Annotated in this window: 15 protein-coding genes; 12 read left to right on the forward strand and 3 right to left on the reverse strand. The window is 54.6% G+C overall.

Annotated features, from left to right (window positions below; all coding sequences use genetic code 11):
* Positions 1-2: 2 nt before the first annotated feature.
* The 5 genes from ACQY4Z_RS15350 to ACQY4Z_RS15370 are packed head-to-tail and all read left to right on the forward strand — an operon-like array spanning position 3 to position 5,828.
* Positions 3-2,807, forward strand: coding sequence for a chemotaxis protein CheW (locus ACQY4Z_RS15350; RefSeq protein ID WP_428522620.1), 2,805 nt, complete (start codon positions 3-5; stop codon positions 2,805-2,807).
* Positions 2,804-3,295, forward strand: a complete 492-nt coding sequence (locus tag ACQY4Z_RS15355) for a chemotaxis protein CheW (RefSeq protein ID WP_133951487.1) — start codon at positions 2,804-2,806, stop codon at positions 3,293-3,295. The genes ACQY4Z_RS15350 and ACQY4Z_RS15355 overlap by 4 nt, the downstream gene beginning before the upstream one ends.
* 38 nt (positions 3,296-3,333) lie before the next feature.
* Positions 3,334-3,699 carry a response regulator gene (locus ACQY4Z_RS15360; protein WP_428522623.1) on the forward strand — a complete coding sequence of 122 codons (366 nt, stop codon included), beginning with the start codon at positions 3,334-3,336 and terminating at the stop codon, positions 3,697-3,699.
* A 15-nt stretch (positions 3,700-3,714) separates the two neighbouring features.
* Positions 3,715-4,944: a protein-glutamate methylesterase/protein-glutamine glutaminase gene (locus ACQY4Z_RS15365; RefSeq protein ID WP_428529574.1), complete on the forward strand. Its 1,230-nt coding sequence runs from the start codon at positions 3,715-3,717 to the stop codon at positions 4,942-4,944.
* Positions 4,941-5,828: a CheR family methyltransferase gene (locus ACQY4Z_RS15370; protein ID WP_133951493.1), complete on the forward strand. Its 888-nt coding sequence runs from the start codon at positions 4,941-4,943 to the stop codon at positions 5,826-5,828. The genes ACQY4Z_RS15365 and ACQY4Z_RS15370 overlap by 4 nt, the downstream gene beginning before the upstream one ends.
* Positions 5,829-5,955: 127 nt before the next feature.
* On the opposite strand, the gene ACQY4Z_RS15375 is transcribed toward ACQY4Z_RS15370, so the two are convergent.
* Positions 5,956-6,852 carry a LytTR family DNA-binding domain-containing protein gene (locus ACQY4Z_RS15375; RefSeq protein ID WP_428522625.1) on the reverse strand — a complete coding sequence of 299 codons (897 nt, stop codon included), beginning with the start codon at positions 6,850-6,852 and terminating at the stop codon, positions 5,956-5,958.
* Positions 6,853-7,107: 255 nt separating this feature from the next.
* Between ACQY4Z_RS15375 and ACQY4Z_RS15380 the strand changes: the two genes are divergently transcribed.
* Positions 7,108-8,079 (forward strand): MBL fold metallo-hydrolase, encoded by a 972-nt coding sequence (locus ACQY4Z_RS15380; RefSeq protein ID WP_428522627.1) that lies wholly within the window; start codon positions 7,108-7,110, stop codon positions 8,077-8,079.
* Between the two features lie 129 nt (positions 8,080-8,208).
* Here ACQY4Z_RS15380 and ctrA read toward each other — a convergent pair whose 3' ends face one another.
* A complete protein-coding gene (gene ctrA, locus ACQY4Z_RS15385; protein ID WP_008194123.1) occupies positions 8,209-8,901 on the reverse strand; it encodes a response regulator transcription factor CtrA in 693 nt (230 codons plus the stop codon).
* Positions 8,902-9,274: 373 nt separating this feature from the next.
* On the opposite strand from ctrA, the gene fliI reads away from it, so the two are divergent.
* The 3 genes from fliI to ACQY4Z_RS15400 all read left to right on the forward strand — a co-directional run bounded on the left by fliI (position 9,275) and on the right by ACQY4Z_RS15400 (position 11,653).
* The gene (gene fliI, locus ACQY4Z_RS15390; protein ID WP_428522630.1) at positions 9,275-10,600 is read left to right on the forward strand and encodes a flagellar protein export ATPase FliI; all 1,326 of its coding nucleotides are present in this window, start codon (positions 9,275-9,277) and stop codon (positions 10,598-10,600) included.
* Between the two features lie 28 nt (positions 10,601-10,628).
* Complete coding sequence (gene fliJ, locus ACQY4Z_RS15395; RefSeq protein WP_428522632.1) at positions 10,629-11,039, forward strand: flagellar export protein FliJ; 411 nt, start codon at positions 10,629-10,631, stop codon at positions 11,037-11,039.
* Between the two features lie 170 nt (positions 11,040-11,209).
* Positions 11,210-11,653: a paraquat-inducible protein A gene (locus tag ACQY4Z_RS15400; RefSeq protein ID WP_428522634.1), complete on the forward strand. Its 444-nt coding sequence runs from the start codon at positions 11,210-11,212 to the stop codon at positions 11,651-11,653.
* Here the strand turns inward: ACQY4Z_RS15400 and ACQY4Z_RS15405 are convergent, their stop codons facing one another.
* Positions 11,654-12,769, reverse strand: a complete 1,116-nt coding sequence (locus ACQY4Z_RS15405) for a DUF2336 domain-containing protein (protein ID WP_428522636.1) — start codon at positions 12,767-12,769, stop codon at positions 11,654-11,656.
* Positions 12,770-13,043: 274 nt separating this feature from the next.
* On the opposite strand from ACQY4Z_RS15405, the gene ACQY4Z_RS15410 reads away from it, so the two are divergent.
* The 3 genes from ACQY4Z_RS15410 (at position 13,044) to glpK (ending at position 18,570) form a co-directional block, all read left to right on the forward strand.
* Positions 13,044-15,314 (forward strand): mechanosensitive ion channel domain-containing protein, encoded by a 2,271-nt coding sequence (locus tag ACQY4Z_RS15410; protein ID WP_428522638.1) that lies wholly within the window; start codon positions 13,044-13,046, stop codon positions 15,312-15,314.
* Positions 15,315-15,473: 159 nt separating this feature from the next.
* Positions 15,474-16,994, forward strand: coding sequence for a glycerol-3-phosphate dehydrogenase (gene glpD / locus ACQY4Z_RS15415; protein WP_428522640.1), 1,521 nt, complete (start codon positions 15,474-15,476; stop codon positions 16,992-16,994).
* Positions 16,995-17,076: 82 nt separating this feature from the next.
* Positions 17,077-18,570 (forward strand): glycerol kinase GlpK, encoded by a 1,494-nt coding sequence (gene glpK, locus ACQY4Z_RS15420; RefSeq protein ID WP_428522642.1) that lies wholly within the window; start codon positions 17,077-17,079, stop codon positions 18,568-18,570.
* Positions 18,571-18,578: the final 8 nt, after the last annotated feature.

Below are 18,578 nucleotides of genomic sequence, written 5' to 3' on the forward strand. Positions count from 1 at the left end.
CCATGGACGACCTCCTCAGGGAATTTATTACCGAGACCAATGAGAGTCTCGACGTTGTAGACGTGGAGCTCGTAAAATTCGAGCAAGAACCGAACAACGCTACAATTCTAGACAACATATTCCGTCTGGTACATACGATTAAGGGTACCTGTGGGTTCTTGGGCCTTCCCCGGCTTGAAGGAATTGCACACGCGGCCGAAACCCTTATGGGCAAATTCCGCGACGGGGCACCAGTGACCCAAGACGCGGTCTCTTTGATCCTGATCTCCATTGATCAGATCAAGGACATTCTGGGTGAGCTGGAAGCTGCTGAAGGCGAAGAACCGCAAGGCGATGACAGCGAGCTCATCGGGAAGCTGGAAGAGATGTCTGCAGCGGCTGATGCCGCGATGGCCGGCGGCGGCGCAGCCGATGAACCGGCGGCAGATGCTGAGCCGGAAGCTGAAGCTGCAACCGACAGCGACGACTTTACGCTTCCCGAGCAGACCATTGAACGGCCGTTGCGGCCGGGTGAAGTGTCGCTCGATGAGCTTGAGCGTGCCTTCCGCGAAACCGAGATTGAAGTCGAGGTTGCCGAAAGCGCTGAAGATGAAGCGCAGGACGAGCAGCCGGAAGAAGTTGAAGTCCCGGCCCCAGCGGTAGCAAAGACTCCAGAAAAGCCTGCTGAGGCGAAGCCGGCAGCAACGGCCAAGCCTGCTGCAGAAGGTGGCGAGAAAAAAGCCGCCGGCGGTGGTGTCTCAAATCAGAGCATCCGTGTTGCGGTGGATACGCTTGAACACCTTATGACGATGGTGTCTGAGCTGGTGTTGACCCGGAACCAGCTTCTGGAAATTGTCCGCCGTCATGAAGACAGTGAATTCAAGGTTCCGCTTCAGCGCCTGTCGAACGTGACAGCCGAGCTGCAAGAAGGCGTGATGGCGACCCGGATGCAGCCGATTGGCAATGCGTGGCAGAAGCTGCCTCGGATCGTTCGCGATCTGAGCCAGGAACTGGAAAAACCGATCGACTTGGAAATGATCGGTGCTGATACCGAACTGGATCGCCAGGTCCTTGAAATGATAAAGGATCCGCTGACGCACATGGTCCGGAACTCCGCCGACCATGGTTTGGAGCGACCTGAAGACCGCCGTGCGGCCGGTAAGCCCGAAAAGGGCATCATCACTCTCGCGGCTTACCATGAAGGCGGCCACATCATCATCGAAGTACGGGATGATGGTAAGGGGATCGACGTCGAGAAGGTGAAGGCCAAGATCATCGAGCGTGGTCTGGCGACCGAGGCCGAAGTCGAGAAGATGACCGATGCCCAGGTGCAGAAGTTCATTTTCCACGCAGGCTTCTCAACTGCAGCCGCAGTGACCAGCGTCTCTGGCCGCGGTGTTGGAATGGACGTTGTCCGCAACAACATCGAATTGATCGGTGGTACCGTCGATCTACGGTCCGTGTCGGGTAAGGGATCGAGCTTCATCATCAAGATCCCGCTAACCCTTGCGATCGTGTCTACGCTGATCGTTGAGGCCGGCGGTGACCGGTTTGCGATCCCGCAGTTGTCGGTCGTGGAATTGGTTCGTGTTCAGACGAACTCCGAGCATCGTATTGAACGCATCAAGGACACCCCGGTTCTGCGTTTGCGCAACAAGCTGTTGCCACTGGTTCACCTGTCCCAGCTCTTGGGCATTTATGAAGGTGAAAATGCAGACGAGGCGATTGATGCAGACAACGGCTTCATCGTTGTCATGCAGGTCGGCAGCCAAACATTTGGTGTTGTCGTAGACGGTGTCTTCCACACGGAAGAAATCGTGGTCAAACCGATGTCCACCATGCTGCGGAACTTGGATATGTTCTCCGGCAACACCATCCTCGGCGATGGTTCGGTGATCATGATCATCGACCCGAATGGCATCGCGGGTGCCATGGCCAGCCATGCATCCAGCGCTGTTGCTGAGCATGGTGAGGACGAACAAGAGGACTTGCAGCAAAAGGCCATGACCGGACAGAACGCAATTTCGCTTCTTCTGTTCCGCGCCGGTGCTCCAGAACCAAAGGCGGTTCCGCTCTCACTGGTCACGCGACTGGAAGAATTCGACATCTCCAAGATCGAGCGTTCGAATGGCCGCGACCTTGTGCAATACCGCGGCGCGCTCATGCCACTGGTTTATGTCAACGATGGCGACAGTCACAAGACCGAGGGCACGCAGCCGATGCTTGTGTTCTCCGATGCGGGCCGTTCTATGGGCCTTGTGGTCGACGAGATCGTCGACATTGTCGAGGACCGCATGAACATCGAAGTGGGCTCCGAACGACCAGGTGTTCTTGGTTCTGCGATTATCAAGGAACGTGCGACCGAGATCATCGATCTTGGCTTCTACCTGCCGCAGGCCTTTGAAGACTGGTTCATGCGCAAGGAAATGGACATTGAAGCACTGACGAAGAAGGTTCTCTTTGTCGATGACTCATCCTTCTTCCGCAACATGCTGACACCGGTATTGAAAGCCGCTGGTTATGACGTGACCACTTGTGTGGGCGCCTCGCAAGCCTTCGAGCTGCTGGAGAATGGCGATAAGTTCCACGCGATCGTAAGCGACATCGAAATGCCGGAGATCAACGGTTTCGAGTTCTGCGAAGCGATCCGGCGTGATCCGCGCTTCCGTCAGATGCCAATTCTGGCCCTGTCATCGCTTGTAACACCGGCGTCGATAGAACGTGGTCGCCAGGCTGGGTTTGATGACTACGTTGCGAAATTCGACCGCCCGGGTCTGATTGCTGCATTGAAAGATATCTTTGCCGGTGAGTATGGAGCTGCCGCATGAGTATGTTGGAGAACAAGGTTGCCGGTGACAAAAACGCGGGCAACGACATGATCCAATATGTGACCGTTGTGATTGGCGGTCAGCTGTTTGGATTGCCGATCTCTCAGGTTCACGACGTGTTTGTCCCTGAAAGCGTAACACGGGTCCCGATGTCCGCTCCGGAAGTGCAGGGCGTTTTAAACCTGCGCGGTCGTATCGTCACCGCGATCAACATGCGCCGCCGCTTGCATTTGCCGCCCCTACAGGACGAGCAAATGATGGCTGTCGGCATTGAATACAAGCATGAGAGCTATGGATTGGTCATCGATACGGTTGGCGAAGTCTTGACACTGCCATCCAGTTCAGCAGAGCCGAACCCGTCCAACCTGGACCGCCGTTGGGCGGAGATTGCCGGCGGCGTGCATCGGCTTGACGGCCAATTGATGGTAATCTTGGACGTGGACCGCTTGCTTGGCGCAATGTTCACCGAACCCATGGCAGCAGCATAAAAAGGCCTGCAAGAAGGTCGAAAGTGGAGTTACGCCCGATGAAACAGTGCCTTGTCGTCGATGACTCTAGCGTCATTCGAAAGGTCGCACGCCGGATCCTTGAAGATATGAACTTCGAGATTGTCGAGGCAGAAGACGGTCAGCAGGCGCTTGATGAATGCCGGAAGACAATGCCGGATGCCATCCTTCTGGACTGGAACATGCCAGTGATGGACGGTCTGGAGTTCCTGACCAGTCTCCGTGCAGAGGAAGGTGGCGAAAGTCCTGTGGTCGTATTTTGTACGACGGAAAATGATGTCGCGCATATCGCCCGGGCAATCCGTGCGGGTGCGAACGAATACATCATGAAGCCGTTTGATCGTGAGATCGTGGAAGCCAAGTTTCAAGAAGTTGGGCTTATCTAAGTACAGAGTTGGTCGATCAATATGGCATTTGCTCAACGAAATGTGACGGCAGGAGTCACGCCGGGTGCTGACCCGATTAAGGTCATGGTGGTCGATGACGCCGTCGTGATCCGTGGGCTTTTGACCAGGTGGCTTGGTGAAGACAAGGCACTCAAAGTTGTCAGCTCCCACCGGAACGGCAGGTTGGCCGTGGAAGATATCGAGAAAAGCAACCCAGACGTTGTGGTCCTCGATATTGAAATGCCGGAAATGGATGGGATGACTGCTTTGCCGCTGATGTTGGCAAAGAAACGCGATCTGGTCGTCATCATGGCATCGACATTGACGCGACGGAATGCGGAAGTCAGCCTTAAGGCTTTGTCTCTGGGGGCCGCAGACTACGTGCCAAAGCCGGAATCCACCTCCGAAGTTACGACATCCGTCGACTTCCGCCGGGAGCTTATCGACAAGGTCAAGGCGCTTGGTGCTCGAGCTATCCGGATGCGTACCCCGGTTCGGACAATGCGCGCGGAGACGCGTGCTGGCCAGACATCCCGGCCCTCTGCACCAACGTCTCCGGCTGCTCGCCCAGCTGTTGATACGCGTGCAAGCTTTCGCGGAGCTGGTCCACAAGGGGCAGCCGCAGCGCCGAAGTTCAAACTCCGTCCGTATTCCTCAGCGCGTCCACGGATCCTGGCAATCGGGTCGTCGACTGGCGGACCTCAGGCTTTGCAGGAGGTCATGAAGGAAATCGGCACGGCAATGAATGATGTGCCTGTGGTTATCACGCAGCACATGCCGCCGACCTTTACTGCCATCCTGGCCGAGCATATGGGCAAGGCTGCATTGCGCCCTTCAAAGGAAGGCGAGGACGGCGAGATATTGAAACCCGGAAACATCTATGTCGCTCCGGGTGGCAAGCACATGACAGTGGAAAAAGAGGGGGGAGCCGTAAAAATACGGCTTAACGACGGACCGCCTGTCAACTTCTGCAAGCCAGCTGTTGATCCGCTTTTTGACAGTGTGTCGAAAGCCTATGGATCAGCCTCCCTTGGTTTGATTTTGACCGGTATGGGCTCCGATGGGGCCAATGGTGTCCGGACAATTGCCGCAGGAGGCGGTAGCGTTATCACTCAGGATGAAGAAACAAGTGTTGTTTGGGGGATGCCAGGCGCAGCCGCCAGCACCGGCATGTGCTCTGAAGTTCTGCCGTTGAAGGCAATCGGCCCGAAAGTGTCCCGTGTCTTGAAGGGGAGCACACGATGACCCCTATGGAATTTGATTTTCTCAAGACATTCTTGAAAACGCGCTCCGGTCTCGTTCTGTCAAACGACAAGCAATATCTGGTGGAAAGCCGGCTGTTGCCGATCGCCCGCAGTTCCAAGTTGGAAACCTTGAGTGCGCTGATTCAGTCACTGCAAAAAGGTGGCAACCGGGCTTTGGAAACGGAAGTTGTCGAAGCGATGACGACAAATGAGTCGTTCTTCTTCCGCGACAAGACCCCGTTTGAGCATTTCAAAGAGACGATGCTTCCGGCAATGTTGCAAAACCGTGCAACTCGTAAGCAGATTAAAATCTGGTGCGCGGCGGCATCGACTGGCCAAGAACCGTATTCGCTCGCAATTTGCCTGAAAGAGGCGGCCGCAAAAGTCGGCGGTTGGCGCATTCGTATCCTTGGCACAGACCTCTCGCAGGAAGTGCTGGAAAAGGCGAAAACTGGACTTTATAGCCAGTTCGAGGTTCAACGCGGACTGCCGATCCAGCTTCTGTTGAAATACTTCGATCAAAAGGGCGACATGTGGCAGATTAATGCCGGATTGCGGGCCATGATCGAATGGAAGAAACTGAATCTTCTGGAGCAGTTCTCTCATATCGGGGAGTTCGATATCGTCTTCTGCCGGAACGTCTTGATCTACTTTGATCAACCGACGAAGACCGAGATCCTAGAGCGGATCGCCAAGGCTCTCCCAGATGATGGTTTCCTAGTTCTGGGCGCAGCTGAAACGGTGGTTGGCTTGACTGATGCCTTCAAACCGGTTCCTGGGAAACGCGGCCTTTTTCAGAAAAAGCAGGCTGCTCAGACGGCGACACGTCCTGCTTTGGCGGGGGCAACATCACGGCTGGCAGTTGGTGCAACAACGCTCCGTTAAGGTGTCGCTCCAAATTTCTGAAAAGCCCGCTGGTTTTCCCGAAAACTCAGCGGGCTTTTTCTTTTGATCCGGAACGATACAAGTGCAGGCGGAGGTCCGCTCCAGTTTGTCCTGACGGCCTAAGGTTCTATTTATCGATTTGAAATCCACCATCAGCTGACGGTTGTCGCAGATTTTGCTCTGCCCAAGCTCTTACCGTGCTGACATAGCGTCGGCTAACCGGGATTTGAGTTCCGTCGTTCAACACGAGCCGCGTATTGTTGCCCTCTTTCTGGACCTGCTGAATGGCCTCGTGGGCGATCCAATGGCTCCGGTGAACCTGCATGCCAGTGTTTTCCGGAAGCTCCCGGAGTATATCGCTGAACCTGTAGAGCACCATTTGTGTGTCATTCGGGCCGACCAACTTCACATAGTGCTCTTGGGCTTCTGCACGCAGAATGCGGTCGGTAAACGGCGGTGACAAGCTCTCCAGAAAAGATGTTTTTGTCGAGGTGTTCTCTGGTTCTTTTATTGCCGGGCCGGATGGTTCGGCGGCTGGCATTTCCGTTGAGCCAGAGTTTGCGCCGCTCAGTGGTTGAAGCTGTGCCGGTATCCAACACGCCTGGAGGACCATGGGAATGCTCAGCAACGCGCACAAAATGATATGGTTGTCCAAGAGATAGACAAGCTCATGCAGAAATGCCCCAAGCCGAATTGCGGATCCGGTTTCGCCCAATGCGGGCGCGTCGAGCTCAGGGAGTCCGAGAACAATGTCCAGTGCGGTTACAGAAAGGACAAAGGGAAAGTAGCTTGCGAGTGCGGCGAGGCAGATTGCCCAAAGGGTATGCTTGGCAATCCTGGGCAACAAGCTGAGCAGCTGCAAAAAGGCTATAAAGAGTGTGGCTTCAATTCCGATCCGGACCAACCAATAGCCATAGACGCCGATGACCGGCCATCCCTCCGGTCGCGCCTGTTGGTTCGCAGCCAGCAATCCCGCTGCGGCAAGGGTCAGCCCAAGCAGTGTTAGCGACCCGTGCCGCGTCATTCAAAATTCCTTCCATCGGACGGATTTCAGCATACCATTGATGATGCATGAATGGAAAACCTTAGCAAGCATCTGAAAAGATTGAAGTTATTTTTTCGCTTAAGAACTCACGAATTAATGAGGGCTCAATTGGTCCAAGGCGGTTTCCCGTCAGCTATTGTGTCCCAGTTATCCGAATGTGTTCGTTCACGGCTTCGTTGTATGGCGAGTTAAAAAGAGCCTTGGACCCAGTTTGATCAATCAGGGGAAATACACATGAGTGATATCCAAGTCCAACTGACGCGGCGCGCTGCGCTTCTCGGGGCAGGGGCTGCTGTAGTAGGAGCTGGAGTGGTGTCTTCTGGAGCAGTGCATGCTGCTGCCGAGAAGCAAGGCCCTATGGCTGCACCCGTCGCGCGGTACAATGTCGGCTCTTTTGAGGTCAACACGTTGCTGGATGGTGCCGTGACCGTTGGTGAGCCACAAAAGACCTTCGGTATGAACGTCGATGCAGACACATTTGCGGCAAAATCGTCAGAATCCTTTATCCCTGCGGATACTTTCAAAGCGTTCTTCACACCCACTCTGGTCAACACAGGCTCTGAGTTGGTTCTCTTTGACACCGGCGTTGGCGAAGGTGGACGCCCAGCGCGGGGCAACATGCGTGCTGCCCTTGAAAGCGCAGGCTACACTCCGGAACAGGTCGACGTCGTGGTCATCACCCATATGCATCCTGACCACATCGGTGGCCTGATGGAGGGCGGTGCGCCAGCTTTCCCGAACGCGCGTTACGTGATCGCTCAAAAAGAATATGATTTCTGGGCGGGAATGGATCCGGAAGCGAACGGTGTCACCAAACTGATGACCAAAAACGTCAAGCCGCTCGCGGACAAGATGACTTTCCTGGATGAAGGTGGCAGCGTTGCGGGTGGGATCACCGCAATGGCTGCCTACGGTCATACACCGGGTCATACACTTTATATGCTGGAAGATGGCGGTCAGCAGCTTCTTCTCGCTGCTGACCTGGCAAACCACTATGTCTGGTCATTGGCGCGCCCTGACTGGGAAGTTCGGTTTGATATGGACAAGGAAGCTGCGGCAGCAACCCGGAAATCTGTCCTAGGCATGCTCGCATCCGATCGCATCCCATTTGTCGGCTACCATATGCCATTCCCAGCAGTCGGATATGTAGCAACGGACGGTGACGGCTTCCGTTACGTACCAGCGTCCTATCAGTTTAGCCTCTAGTGCACAGGCCCCATCCCTGAAACTAGAGAGGCGGAAGCGGCTGGAGCTCGATCCAGCCGCTTCTATTTTGAGCAATAAAAAACCCGGCTATTTCAGCCGGGTTTTTCTCGATCTTATTGAAACGCGGGTTTATGCGGCGGCCTCAACATCCGGTTCGCGGAGAACATATCCACGGCCCCAAACTGTTTCGATGTAGTTCTTTCCAGACGTCGCAGCGGCCAATTTCTTGCGCAGCTTACAAATAAAGACGTCGATGATCTTCAGCTCGGGCTCGTCCATGCCGCCATAAAGGTGGTTCAGGAACATCTCCTTGGTCAGGGTCGTGCCCTTCCGAAGAGAGAGAAGTTCAAGCATCTGATATTCTTTGCCGGTCAGATGCACACGCTGTCCCCCGACCTCAACGGTCTTGGTGTCCAGATTGACCTTTAGATCGCCAGTGACGATGACGGACTGTGCATGACCTTTCGAGCGGCGCACGATCGCGTGGATGCGGGCCACAAGCTCGTCCTTGTGGAACGGCTTGGTCATGTAGTCGTCGGCGCCGAAGCCCAAGCCACGAACCTTGTCCTCGATGCCAGCGTTACCGGACAGGATCAAGATCGGTGTCTTAACTTTAGAGACCCGAAGTGTGCGGAGAACCTCGTACCCGGACATGTCCGGCAGGTTCAGATCCAACATAATGATGTCGTAATCGTACAGCTTGCCGAGGTCGATACCTTCCTCGCCAAGATCTGTCGTGTAGACGTTGAAGTTCTCGGACTTCAGCATCAATTCGATGCTTTGCGCTGTCGCGTTATCATCCTCAATCAACAATACACGCATGCCAAACCCCTTATTCTGCCTTTCCTGGGCAAGTCGCAACGGCTGTGTCGGCGCCTGCTACGAAGGACTGCTGTTAACCCCGACTCATTTGTTATCGGTTAATGGTTAACAAATTCTCTTTCATAGCGGCAAGGCTCGTTGGAACGTTTCTGTGAACAACACCCAACTAATTGAATCCCCGGAAAGAATCCCGATTCATCTTTCTTAAAGTGGTGCGTTAAGAAATCGGCGTAACCGATTCCGTTCAGATTCCTTTCAACAAAGCCAGATTAACTTAGAAATGACCCTCGCTCGTCTGCCTTTCAAAGGTTAAGATTAACCAGACTCGTAAACGATCGGTTACCAAAACCATTAATGGTTAGAGGATTCTTAGGTGAAGGCGCTTTTTGCGGAAATTGATTCGCTTATGGCTACGGAAATTTATGGCCGTGTAGCCGCCGTTCAGGGGCTGCTTGTCGAGATTGCCGGACCCATTCACGAAATGAGTGTCGGATCCCGTTTGTTGATCGACAGTGGTGAGGATAACCCGCAGGTTCCTGCAGAAGTTGTAGGTTTCCGGGAAGGGCACGCGCTGTGTATGCCGTTCTCCGGTCTTGAAGGAGTGCGGATGGGATGCAAGGCCGTAATCACCTCCCGGGAGAGCGTTGTTCATCCGAGTAATGCCTGGCTTGGCCGAGTGATTAATGCTCTTGGTGAACCGATTGATGGTAAAGGACCTCTTCCAAATGGCGGTCTGCCTCGCAAATTGCGAAGCGCACCTCCGCCGGCCTCTGAACGGGCCCGAGTGGGGCCGCCGCTGGATCTAGGTGTTCGGGCACTCAATACCTTCGTTACGTGCTGTGAAGGTCAGCGTATGGGTATCTTCGCCGGTTCTGGCGTTGGTAAATCTGTGCTTATGTCGATGCTGGCCCGAAACACCCAGTGCGACACGGCTGTGATCGGGTTGATCGGTGAACGTGGCCGGGAAGTACAAGAGTTCATTGAAGACGATCTTGGCGAAGAAGGTTTGGCCCGGTCGGTGGTTGTGGTCGCGACTTCCGACGAGAGTGTGTTGATGCGGCGGCAGGCAGCTTATCTTGCCATGACGGTCGCAGAACATTTTCGGGACGAGGGCGACAAAGTCCTGTGCATGATGGATTCGGTAACCCGATTCGCCATGGCGCAACGCGAAATCGGCCTTTCCATCGGGGAACCGCCGACATCAAAAGGATATACACCGACGGTCTTTACCGAATTGCCGCGCCTTCTGGAGCGGGCTGGCCCCGGAAAAACTGGATCAGGCTCGATTACGGGGCTCTTTACTGTTCTTGTGGAAGGCGACAATCACAACGAACCTGTTGCTGATGCTGTGCGCGGTATCCTGGACGGGCACGTTGTGATGGAGCGCGGGATCGCGGAACGGGGACGGTACCCGGCAATCAATGTCTTGAAATCGGTGTCGCGGACCATGCCGCGTTGTGTCCCTCCAGAGCAGCAACCTGTCTTGAGAAAGGCGAAGCAACTTCTCTCCACCTATACAGATATGGAAGAACTTATTCGGCTTGGTGCCTACAGACGGGGATCGGACCCGACTGTCGATGAGGCAATCTATCGTTTCGGGCCAATTGATGATTTCCTGAATCAGGGCAAGGACGAGTCTACAACAATTTTTGAAGGTTATGCGCAGCTTGCCAACCTTTTGGAAATGACTCAGGGATAGACTACCCGTGTAAGGGGAGTATTGAGTAATGAAAACCCGAGACAGTTTGATCCGTTTGAAGCGGTTTCAGGTTGACGAAAAACGGCGGCAGCTCGCCCAGATCGAGAGCATGATATCCGAGTTCAACCGGATGGCGGACGAGCTCGATGATCAGATTCGCACCGAGCAGGAGCGGACAGGGATTACCGACGTCAGTCATTTCGCCTACCCGACATTCGCAAAGGCCGCTGCCGATCGTAGAGACAATTTGCGCAATTCGGCCCATGAACTGGATGATCAGTTGCAGCGCGCTCAGGACGAGCTTAGCGAGGCTATTGAAGATCTTAAGAAGTTCGAACAGCTGGAAGAGCGGGACCAGCAGCGCGAACGCACCGCTCAGGAAGCCGCCGAGCAGGATCAACTCGATGAAGTTGCTGCGCGTGGACGGTCCAGGTACTGAGATCAAGAACGGTTTGTGAAACAGGCGCCGCGGCGATTTTGGCCACGGCGTGCATATTGTGTGACCAACTCGCCTTTATAAGATGTATTTGGAATACTATTCTTGCGACATAAATTGCGGGACGAAGTCGTCGTTTGAAATTGAATAAACCTTCTGCAGGAGCAACCAGTATGCGGTTGATGATTGCACTACTCCTGCCAATCGCAACTTTTTCGTTCACACTCGGCATTACCCTCCCGCTGATGCGGCTTGAAAAACTCTATTTTCTGGAGGAGCGTCCCTCCTTGCTTGAGGTCATACATGGATTGTGGCTGGAGGGAGACGGTGCGCTGGCGGCAATCATCGCGTTGTTTTCCGTCGTCTTTCCTGCGGCAAAGATCATCGTTGTACATGTCGCCGTGATAACAGGTGCACGGCTGAGATCGCTGGCGTTGCTGTCGACGCTCAGTAAGTGGTCCATGCTGGATGTGATGCTTGTCGCGCTGGTCCTCTTTGCGGCGAAAACCAGTGGTTTGGCGGCCGCCTCGATCCTGCCGGGGCTATGGTTTTATGCCAGCGCTACTCTTGCGACCGCACTTGCTGCAGCCTTGTGCCGGCGGGCGACCGGAGGATGATTACGCAAAAGCGAGCCTGCTAGAAACGGTCGCAGCTGCATCTGGTTTTCTGCCTTTGCGATTTGCCTGGAAGTCAGAGCACCGGCCCTCTTTTGAAGCCTCCAACTCTTTTAGGTGCGCAGTGTAAGCGCCGATCCAGCTCGAGCCCTTCTTGGAAGGAATCCGAAGGTGATCGCACCGAGCTTTCACGAACAATGCAAAAGTTTGAGGTTGAAGGCCGCAACGGGCCGCCGTCCGCATAACGGTTTCCAGCTTTCCGTTAAAAACGGCGTCCTTGAAGGCTTTTTGCGCGATCCTTCCGCGCAAGCTCATCAGCTCGATGACGTGGTTGAACCGCTGGTCCTGGAGCAAGAGTGTGATCAGCTCATCTGGTGTTGCACCAGCGCGTTGTGCGTCAGGCCACAACAAGCTCATGTCGTGGTTGTCCAAGGCATGCCCAAGTTCTCGTCTCAGTTTCTTGATCTTCGCAATCTGATCGAGCTGTTCCTGTGACAGAGCACCTTGAATGATTGACGTCAAACGTTTCTTTGCGTCGTCATTGACCATCGGCAGCAATTGCTGACAGATTGCTGGTGTCAGATCCGACCTATGCGACAAGCTTTCCCGAACTTTGGTGTCTTCGGCAGCAAGCCGTACAAGGCAAACCATGGCATCTCGGGACAATCGAATTTCCCGGTTTCCCGCAAGGATACGGTGGATCGGGGTATCACCCTTTTGCGCAAGCGCGTCGGAGACTTCAGAAGTGAGATCCGGACGGTGGGCAATGGCTTGCAGATGCGCATTGCTCAGTTCTTGAATGAACTGCAGAAGATCTTCCTGTGAGAAGACAGGAGAAGATGCCAGGAGGGGGGATGCAATTGGTGCATCATCTTCCGCGATTTTTTTGGCCAGCGTGTCGGGTATGTCTGGGCAATTCGACAGTTTCTGCGCGAGGCGCACGCGGTCGTCGGCCGTGGCGTCGCTGTAAAGCTTGAGCGTTACCTCTGCAAATATCGTGAGTTCCGGTGTGGTGCGCTGGTCCAGATCATCAGTAACGAGCCTGCAAAGCTCACCGAACAGCGCCGCCCGTGCGGAATCTGTACCTTCCTCGGCAAGTTTTAACAGCGTGACTGACATCTTTCCTCCTCTTAATACGGAAGGAAAGCTTCATACTGTTATTAATACGTTACCATTTAGTCCGAAAGTTAAAGATGACCTTGCGGAAATTTAGGATATTTCTTGATATTTTGCGACGTGTATCGTCATAAATCGCAATGTATTGACTGATCGGGAGCAGACATGGCTTCTGTTGAGCGAGCGGCTAAAGACACCGAACCGGGATTGCCGTGGGCCTACGTCACCTCTAGCATACTGTCTTTCCAACGATAATTCTGTGCTGGTGGAAGCCTTCATGACCGTCCTTATGCGTAGCCTTTGCCTGATCATTTTTCTCATGCTTGTTCCAGGTGCGGCAATCGCGCAAGACGCTGCTGATTCCACCCAGCAAGCAGACGATATCAGCCAGGCGCGTGATGCACTGATCAAGATTTTAGAGGATCCTGATACCCGCGCGGCACTCATCAAACAACTGAGCGAAGACCAGCAGACGGCGGATAACGGCAGTGATCAAACTGGCGCGCAGTCCGAGCCCGCTACGGCGACACCAGTAGAGGCCAATGAGAGCTTTGTTCTGAGGGTAGGGGAATACACCCGCAAGCTTGCAGATGAAGTTGGCATCTTCCTCGATAGAGCCGGGCATTCGCTGAATGGACTGTTTTTGATCCTCAAAGGGGATATTCCGATCAAGTGGGATCGTGTTCAGACGGTATTTGTGCAGGTTGCGGCGGTCTTGATTGCCGCATACTTGGCTTTCTGGTCAGGTCAGTTGGTTGCTCGAAAAGCGTATGCCGGGCTCGCTCTCAAGGCGCGGTATGGCGGCGGGCTGATGCGGACATCTATTCTGGTCTTGTCGACCGTGATTGACGGGATCACGGTCGCAATCGGTTTGGGCGTTGGCTATTTTGTTGCTCTTTTGGCGTATGGCGGGTTTGCAGCTGGCGTCACCATTCAGGAAAGTCTTGCGCTCAACGCGTTTTTCATAACTGGAATGGCCAATGTCGCGCTTCGGTTTGTGTTTGCGCCGCGCCGTCCGGAGTTGCGATTGCTTCCCTTCGACGACCAGAATGCCCTTTATTGGTACACAAGGCTTCGTCTGTATATGTACTGGAACAACTTCGGCATATTTCTGCTGGTTCCCGTTTCCAACATTGCTGTTTCGTTTGTTCTTGGGAATGCGCTTCGCTTTCTGATCGTGCTCAGCGGCATGATCTACTTGATGGTGCTGATTGTGCGGAACCGCGTCCGCGTGCGGGAGGGAACGCAAGGATATGCGGAAACGCTGCAGAGTAATCTGGCGCAAAGGGCTCTATCCAACCTTGGAAAGCTTTGGCATGTTGGCGCGCTCGGTTACATCATCGCGATCTTTGTTGTCTGGGTAACGCGACCGTTTGATGCAACAACCATCATCTTGCGGGCCACCGTCCTGTCGATTGTCACGATCATGGCAGGGATGGCGCTGTCGTTGATCGTTACACGAGCCATCAAGGGCGGAATACGACTGCCCGAAGACCTGAACACAAAGCTTCCAGCACTCCAACACCGGCTAAATGCCTTCGTTCCACGACTGCTCAAGTTGGTTCGATTCTTCGTCTTTATCGCAACTGTCTTGCTGCTCTTCGAGGTTTGGGGGCTCTTCAGCATTCTGGATTGGTTGTCGTCCGAAACCGGTAACCGTCTCGTGAGCAGCTACGGGTCCGCATTCCTTGTTGTTCTGGTTGGTTTCGCAATCTGGTTGGCGTTGATGTCTTGGGTTGACCTGCGCCTGCAATCGCGGCGCGGGCACATCGTTACCGCGCGCGAGCGAACACTTTTCCAACTGTTTCGGAATGCCGCGACCGTCGTCATTCTCGTGATGACAGTTTTGCTCGGACTGTCGGAAATCGGCATTGATATCGGCCCGCTGATTGCCGGTGCGGGTGTGGTGGGTCTTGCGATTTCATTTGGCGCGCAGACCCTGGTTAAAGACATCATCACGGGCGCCTTCATTCAGATTGAGAATGCAATCAACCAGGGAGATGTTGTGACCGTCGCAGGCATCACCGGCACTGTTGAAGGCATTACCGTGAGATCTGTCCGGATTCGCGATCTGAATGGGACGACACACATCATTCCGTTCTCGTCTGTGGACATGGTGTCCAATTTCATGCGCGGTTTCTCGTATCACGTGGCCTTGATTGGGGTGTCTTACGACACAGATATCGCCGAGGCAAAAGAGGCGATGCAGGAAGCATTCCGGCGTCTCAAGGCGACCGACTACGGTTCCAAGATATATGAAGATCTTGAAATGCACGGGGTCACAAACTTCGGCGCAAGTTCTATCGACATTCGTGCCCGGATCAAAACCACGCCAGGTGATCAATGGTCGGTCGGCCGGGCTTATAACGAGTATGTCAAACAGGTTTTTGACGAGCGCAATATCGAAATTCCGTTCCCGCAAGTGACCTATCATGCAGCAACGCCAGCTTATGCGCAGGACGATGTGCCAAAGGTCACGCAAGCCAAGGCCACCAAGAAACCGAAACCGCTCGCCGACGACGCGCCGGCGGAGGATGGCGACCGCTAGCCGCACACTTCTCATTTGCATTTTCTGAGCCTCTGCTGGCTGGCTTGTCCTCTGGCAGGGGCTTTTCTTATGCGTGAATGAATTGTGATTGATTTTCGACTGGTTTCGAATTATTTTCGTTTTAGAAATCGCGCGAAATATACGGAGCCTTAGAGGACCATGGCGGCGGACTACGATCTTTTGGTAATTGGTGGCGGGATCAATGGTGCAGGAATCGCCCGTGATGCTGTCGGTCGGGGCGCGTCGGTTATGCTTGTTGAGATGGGGGATCTTGCGGGAGCAACCTCGTCTGCATCTACCAAGCTTATCCATGGCGGCTTGCGCTACCTTGAGTATTACGAGTTCGACTTGGTGCGCAAAGCGCTGAAGGAGCGTGAGGTCCTTTGGAAGCTGGCGCCGCATATCGCCTGGCCACTGCGTTTCATCCTGCCCCATCACAAGGACCTGCGCCCGGCGTGGCTGCTGCGGCTCGGCTTGTTCATGTATGACCATCTCGGCGGCCGCAAACTTCTTCCGGCGACAAAAACCGTGCCCCTGGATCAAGGGACCTACAGCAAGGGTTTGAAGAAGCTTTTCAAGAAGGGGTTTGAATACTCCGATTGCTGGGTCGACGATGCGCGTTTAGTGGTACTGAATGCCCGCGATGCTGCCGATCGCGGGGCTGAAGTCCTGACCCGTACAAAATGCGTCAGCGCCCGGCGGGACGGCGATCATTGGAGCGTTGTCCTGAAAGATTTGTCGTCGGGCGTCGAGAGGACTGTGACAGCATCCGTCTTGGTGAACGCTGCTGGGCCCTGGGTTGCAGAAATGTTGCGCGGAGTCGTCGGAGCGAACAATTCCTCTGCCATCCGCCTCGTTAAAGGCAGCCACATCATCGTGCCGCGTCAGTTCGAGCATGACCGGTGCTTCATTTTCCAGAACGGTGATGGCCGAATCGTATTTGCGATCCCGTATGAAAATGACTTTACGCTCATCGGGACCACCGACGTTGATTACCAGGATGATCTGAGCAAGGTCCAGATTTCGCAGGACGAGATCGAATATCTTTGTAAAGCGGTGAGCGAATATCTCGAGACGTCGGTCACACCCGAAGATGTCGTTCATACCTATTCAGGTGTGCGCCCGCTTTATGATGACGGCGCGAAGGATGCGAAGGCTGCGACGCGCGACTATGTTCTGGAGTTGGATGCCGGGGACAAGAAACCGGCTGTTCTGTCTGTGTTTGGTGGAAAAATCACCACGTACCGCAAATTGTCGGAGCATGTTCTGGAAAAACTGAAACCACACCTGCCATTCAAACGCGGCGAGTGGACGGATCAGGACGTGTTGCCAGGCGGAAACTTCAACGTTCTCGCTTTTGAGGAGGAAGTCTCAGCACTGCAGGCTCATTACCCTTTCCTCGACAAGGCCTTCGCCACGCGTCTCATACGCCTTTACGGCACGGGCGCCCGGTCTATCCTGGGCACGGCAGCGCAGCTTTCTGATCTTGGTCAGCTGTTTGGCTACAATCTCTATGAAGCCGAAGTGAAATGGCTCGTCAGCCGCGAATGGGCCCGGACCGCAGAAGATGTCTTATGGCGGCGGACAAAATTGGGTTTGCGTTTGAGCGAAGTGGAAACAGCCGCGCTCGACAACTACCTCTCTGCTCATCTTGCGGAGTTGGTTGGCACTGCTGCATAGTACTGTCAAAACCTGACCGAGCCGCCGGGAGCCGCCGGCGGTTTTTTAAAAAACAACAAGCATGAAATTTGGGAGGAGCGCCATGGCCGGATGTGTGTTGGCGATTGACCAGGGCACTACGTCAAGCCGTGCCATTGTCTTTGGTGAGGATTTTCAGCCGGTAAGTGTCGGGCAGCAGGAGTTTCCGCAACACTTTCCAAAGTCTGGTTGGGTTGAGCACTCACCATCCGATATATGGACCAGCACGCTCCGTGTTTGCCGCGAGGCGATGGAAAAAGCACCGGGCAACGGTGCCGATGTTGCAGCGATCGGGATTACAAACCAGCGTGAAACAACGCTCGTCTGGGATCGCAAAACCGGTGAGCCGGTCTACAATGCGATCGTGTGGCAGGACCGCCGGACCGCCGACTTTTGCGCAAAACTCCGCGCAGACGGTCTAGAGGCAAAATTCACAGCCAAGACTGGCTTGCTGCTTGATCCCTATTTCTCCGGGACAAAAATCGCCTGGATCTTGGACAATGTCGACGGCGTTCGTGCACGCGCGGAACGCGGCGAACTTGCGTTCGGAACGGTTGATAGCTGGCTGATCTGGCATTTGACCGAAGGCGAGGTGCACGCTACTGACGCCACCAATGCATCCCGGACACTAATTTATAACATCCATTACAATTCCTGGGATTCCGAGCTTTGCGAGCTATTGAAAATCCCAATGAGTCTTCTACCCGACGTCAAAGACAGCGCGGATGATTTCGGGGTGGCCAAGGCGGATCTCTTCGGGCGGGAGCTGCCGATCCTTGGCGTCGCCGGGGACCAGCAGGCTGCCACTGTGGGACAGGCGTGTTTTGAACCGGGCATGGTGAAGTCGACCTACGGCACAGGCTGTTTTGCCTTGATGAATACGGATACGAAGCCGGTCGCCTCCGCAAATCGGATGTTGACGACGATCGCTTACCGGCTGAATGGGGAAACAACATATGCGCTCGAGGGGTCGATTTTCATTGCAGGTGCCGCGGTCCAATGGCTCCGTGATGGCCTCGGCCTCATTGAAAATGCGGCCGACTCTCAGGCTCTTGCCGAACAAGCGGACTCAAACCAGGACGTCTATCTGGTCCCGGCCTTCGTCGGTCTCGGTGCGCCATACTGGGACGCGGATGCGCGTGGCGCGATGTTCGGGTTGACCCGGAACACCGGGCCAAAGGAAATCGCCCGTTCGGTTCTGCAAAGTGTCGGATATCAGACCAGTGATCTTATCTCTGCAATGCAGTCTGATTGGCCGGATGCGCATTCGCCCGTGTTGCGGGTCGACGGGGGCATGACGGCGTCCGACTGGACGATGCAGTTCCTGTCCGACATCCTTGGTGCGCCGGTGGATCGTCCGACCGTTGCTGAGACCACAGCCCTCGGCGCTGCCTGGCTTGCAGGAAGTCGGGCCGGGATTTGGCCTGGCCAGAAGGAATTCTCAGCCAAATGGAAACTGGAAAAACGGTTTGAACCCAATCTTGACCAAGTTCGGCGGGATCAGCTTCTGGCCGGTTGGAAAGACGCGGTCAGAAGAACGCGCTCCAATCTGGACTAGTAGACAGT

The sequence above is a fragment of the Roseibium sp. genome (genome assembly GCF_965276855.1).
Taxonomy (GTDB): Bacteria; Pseudomonadota; Alphaproteobacteria; order Rhizobiales; family Stappiaceae; genus Roseibium.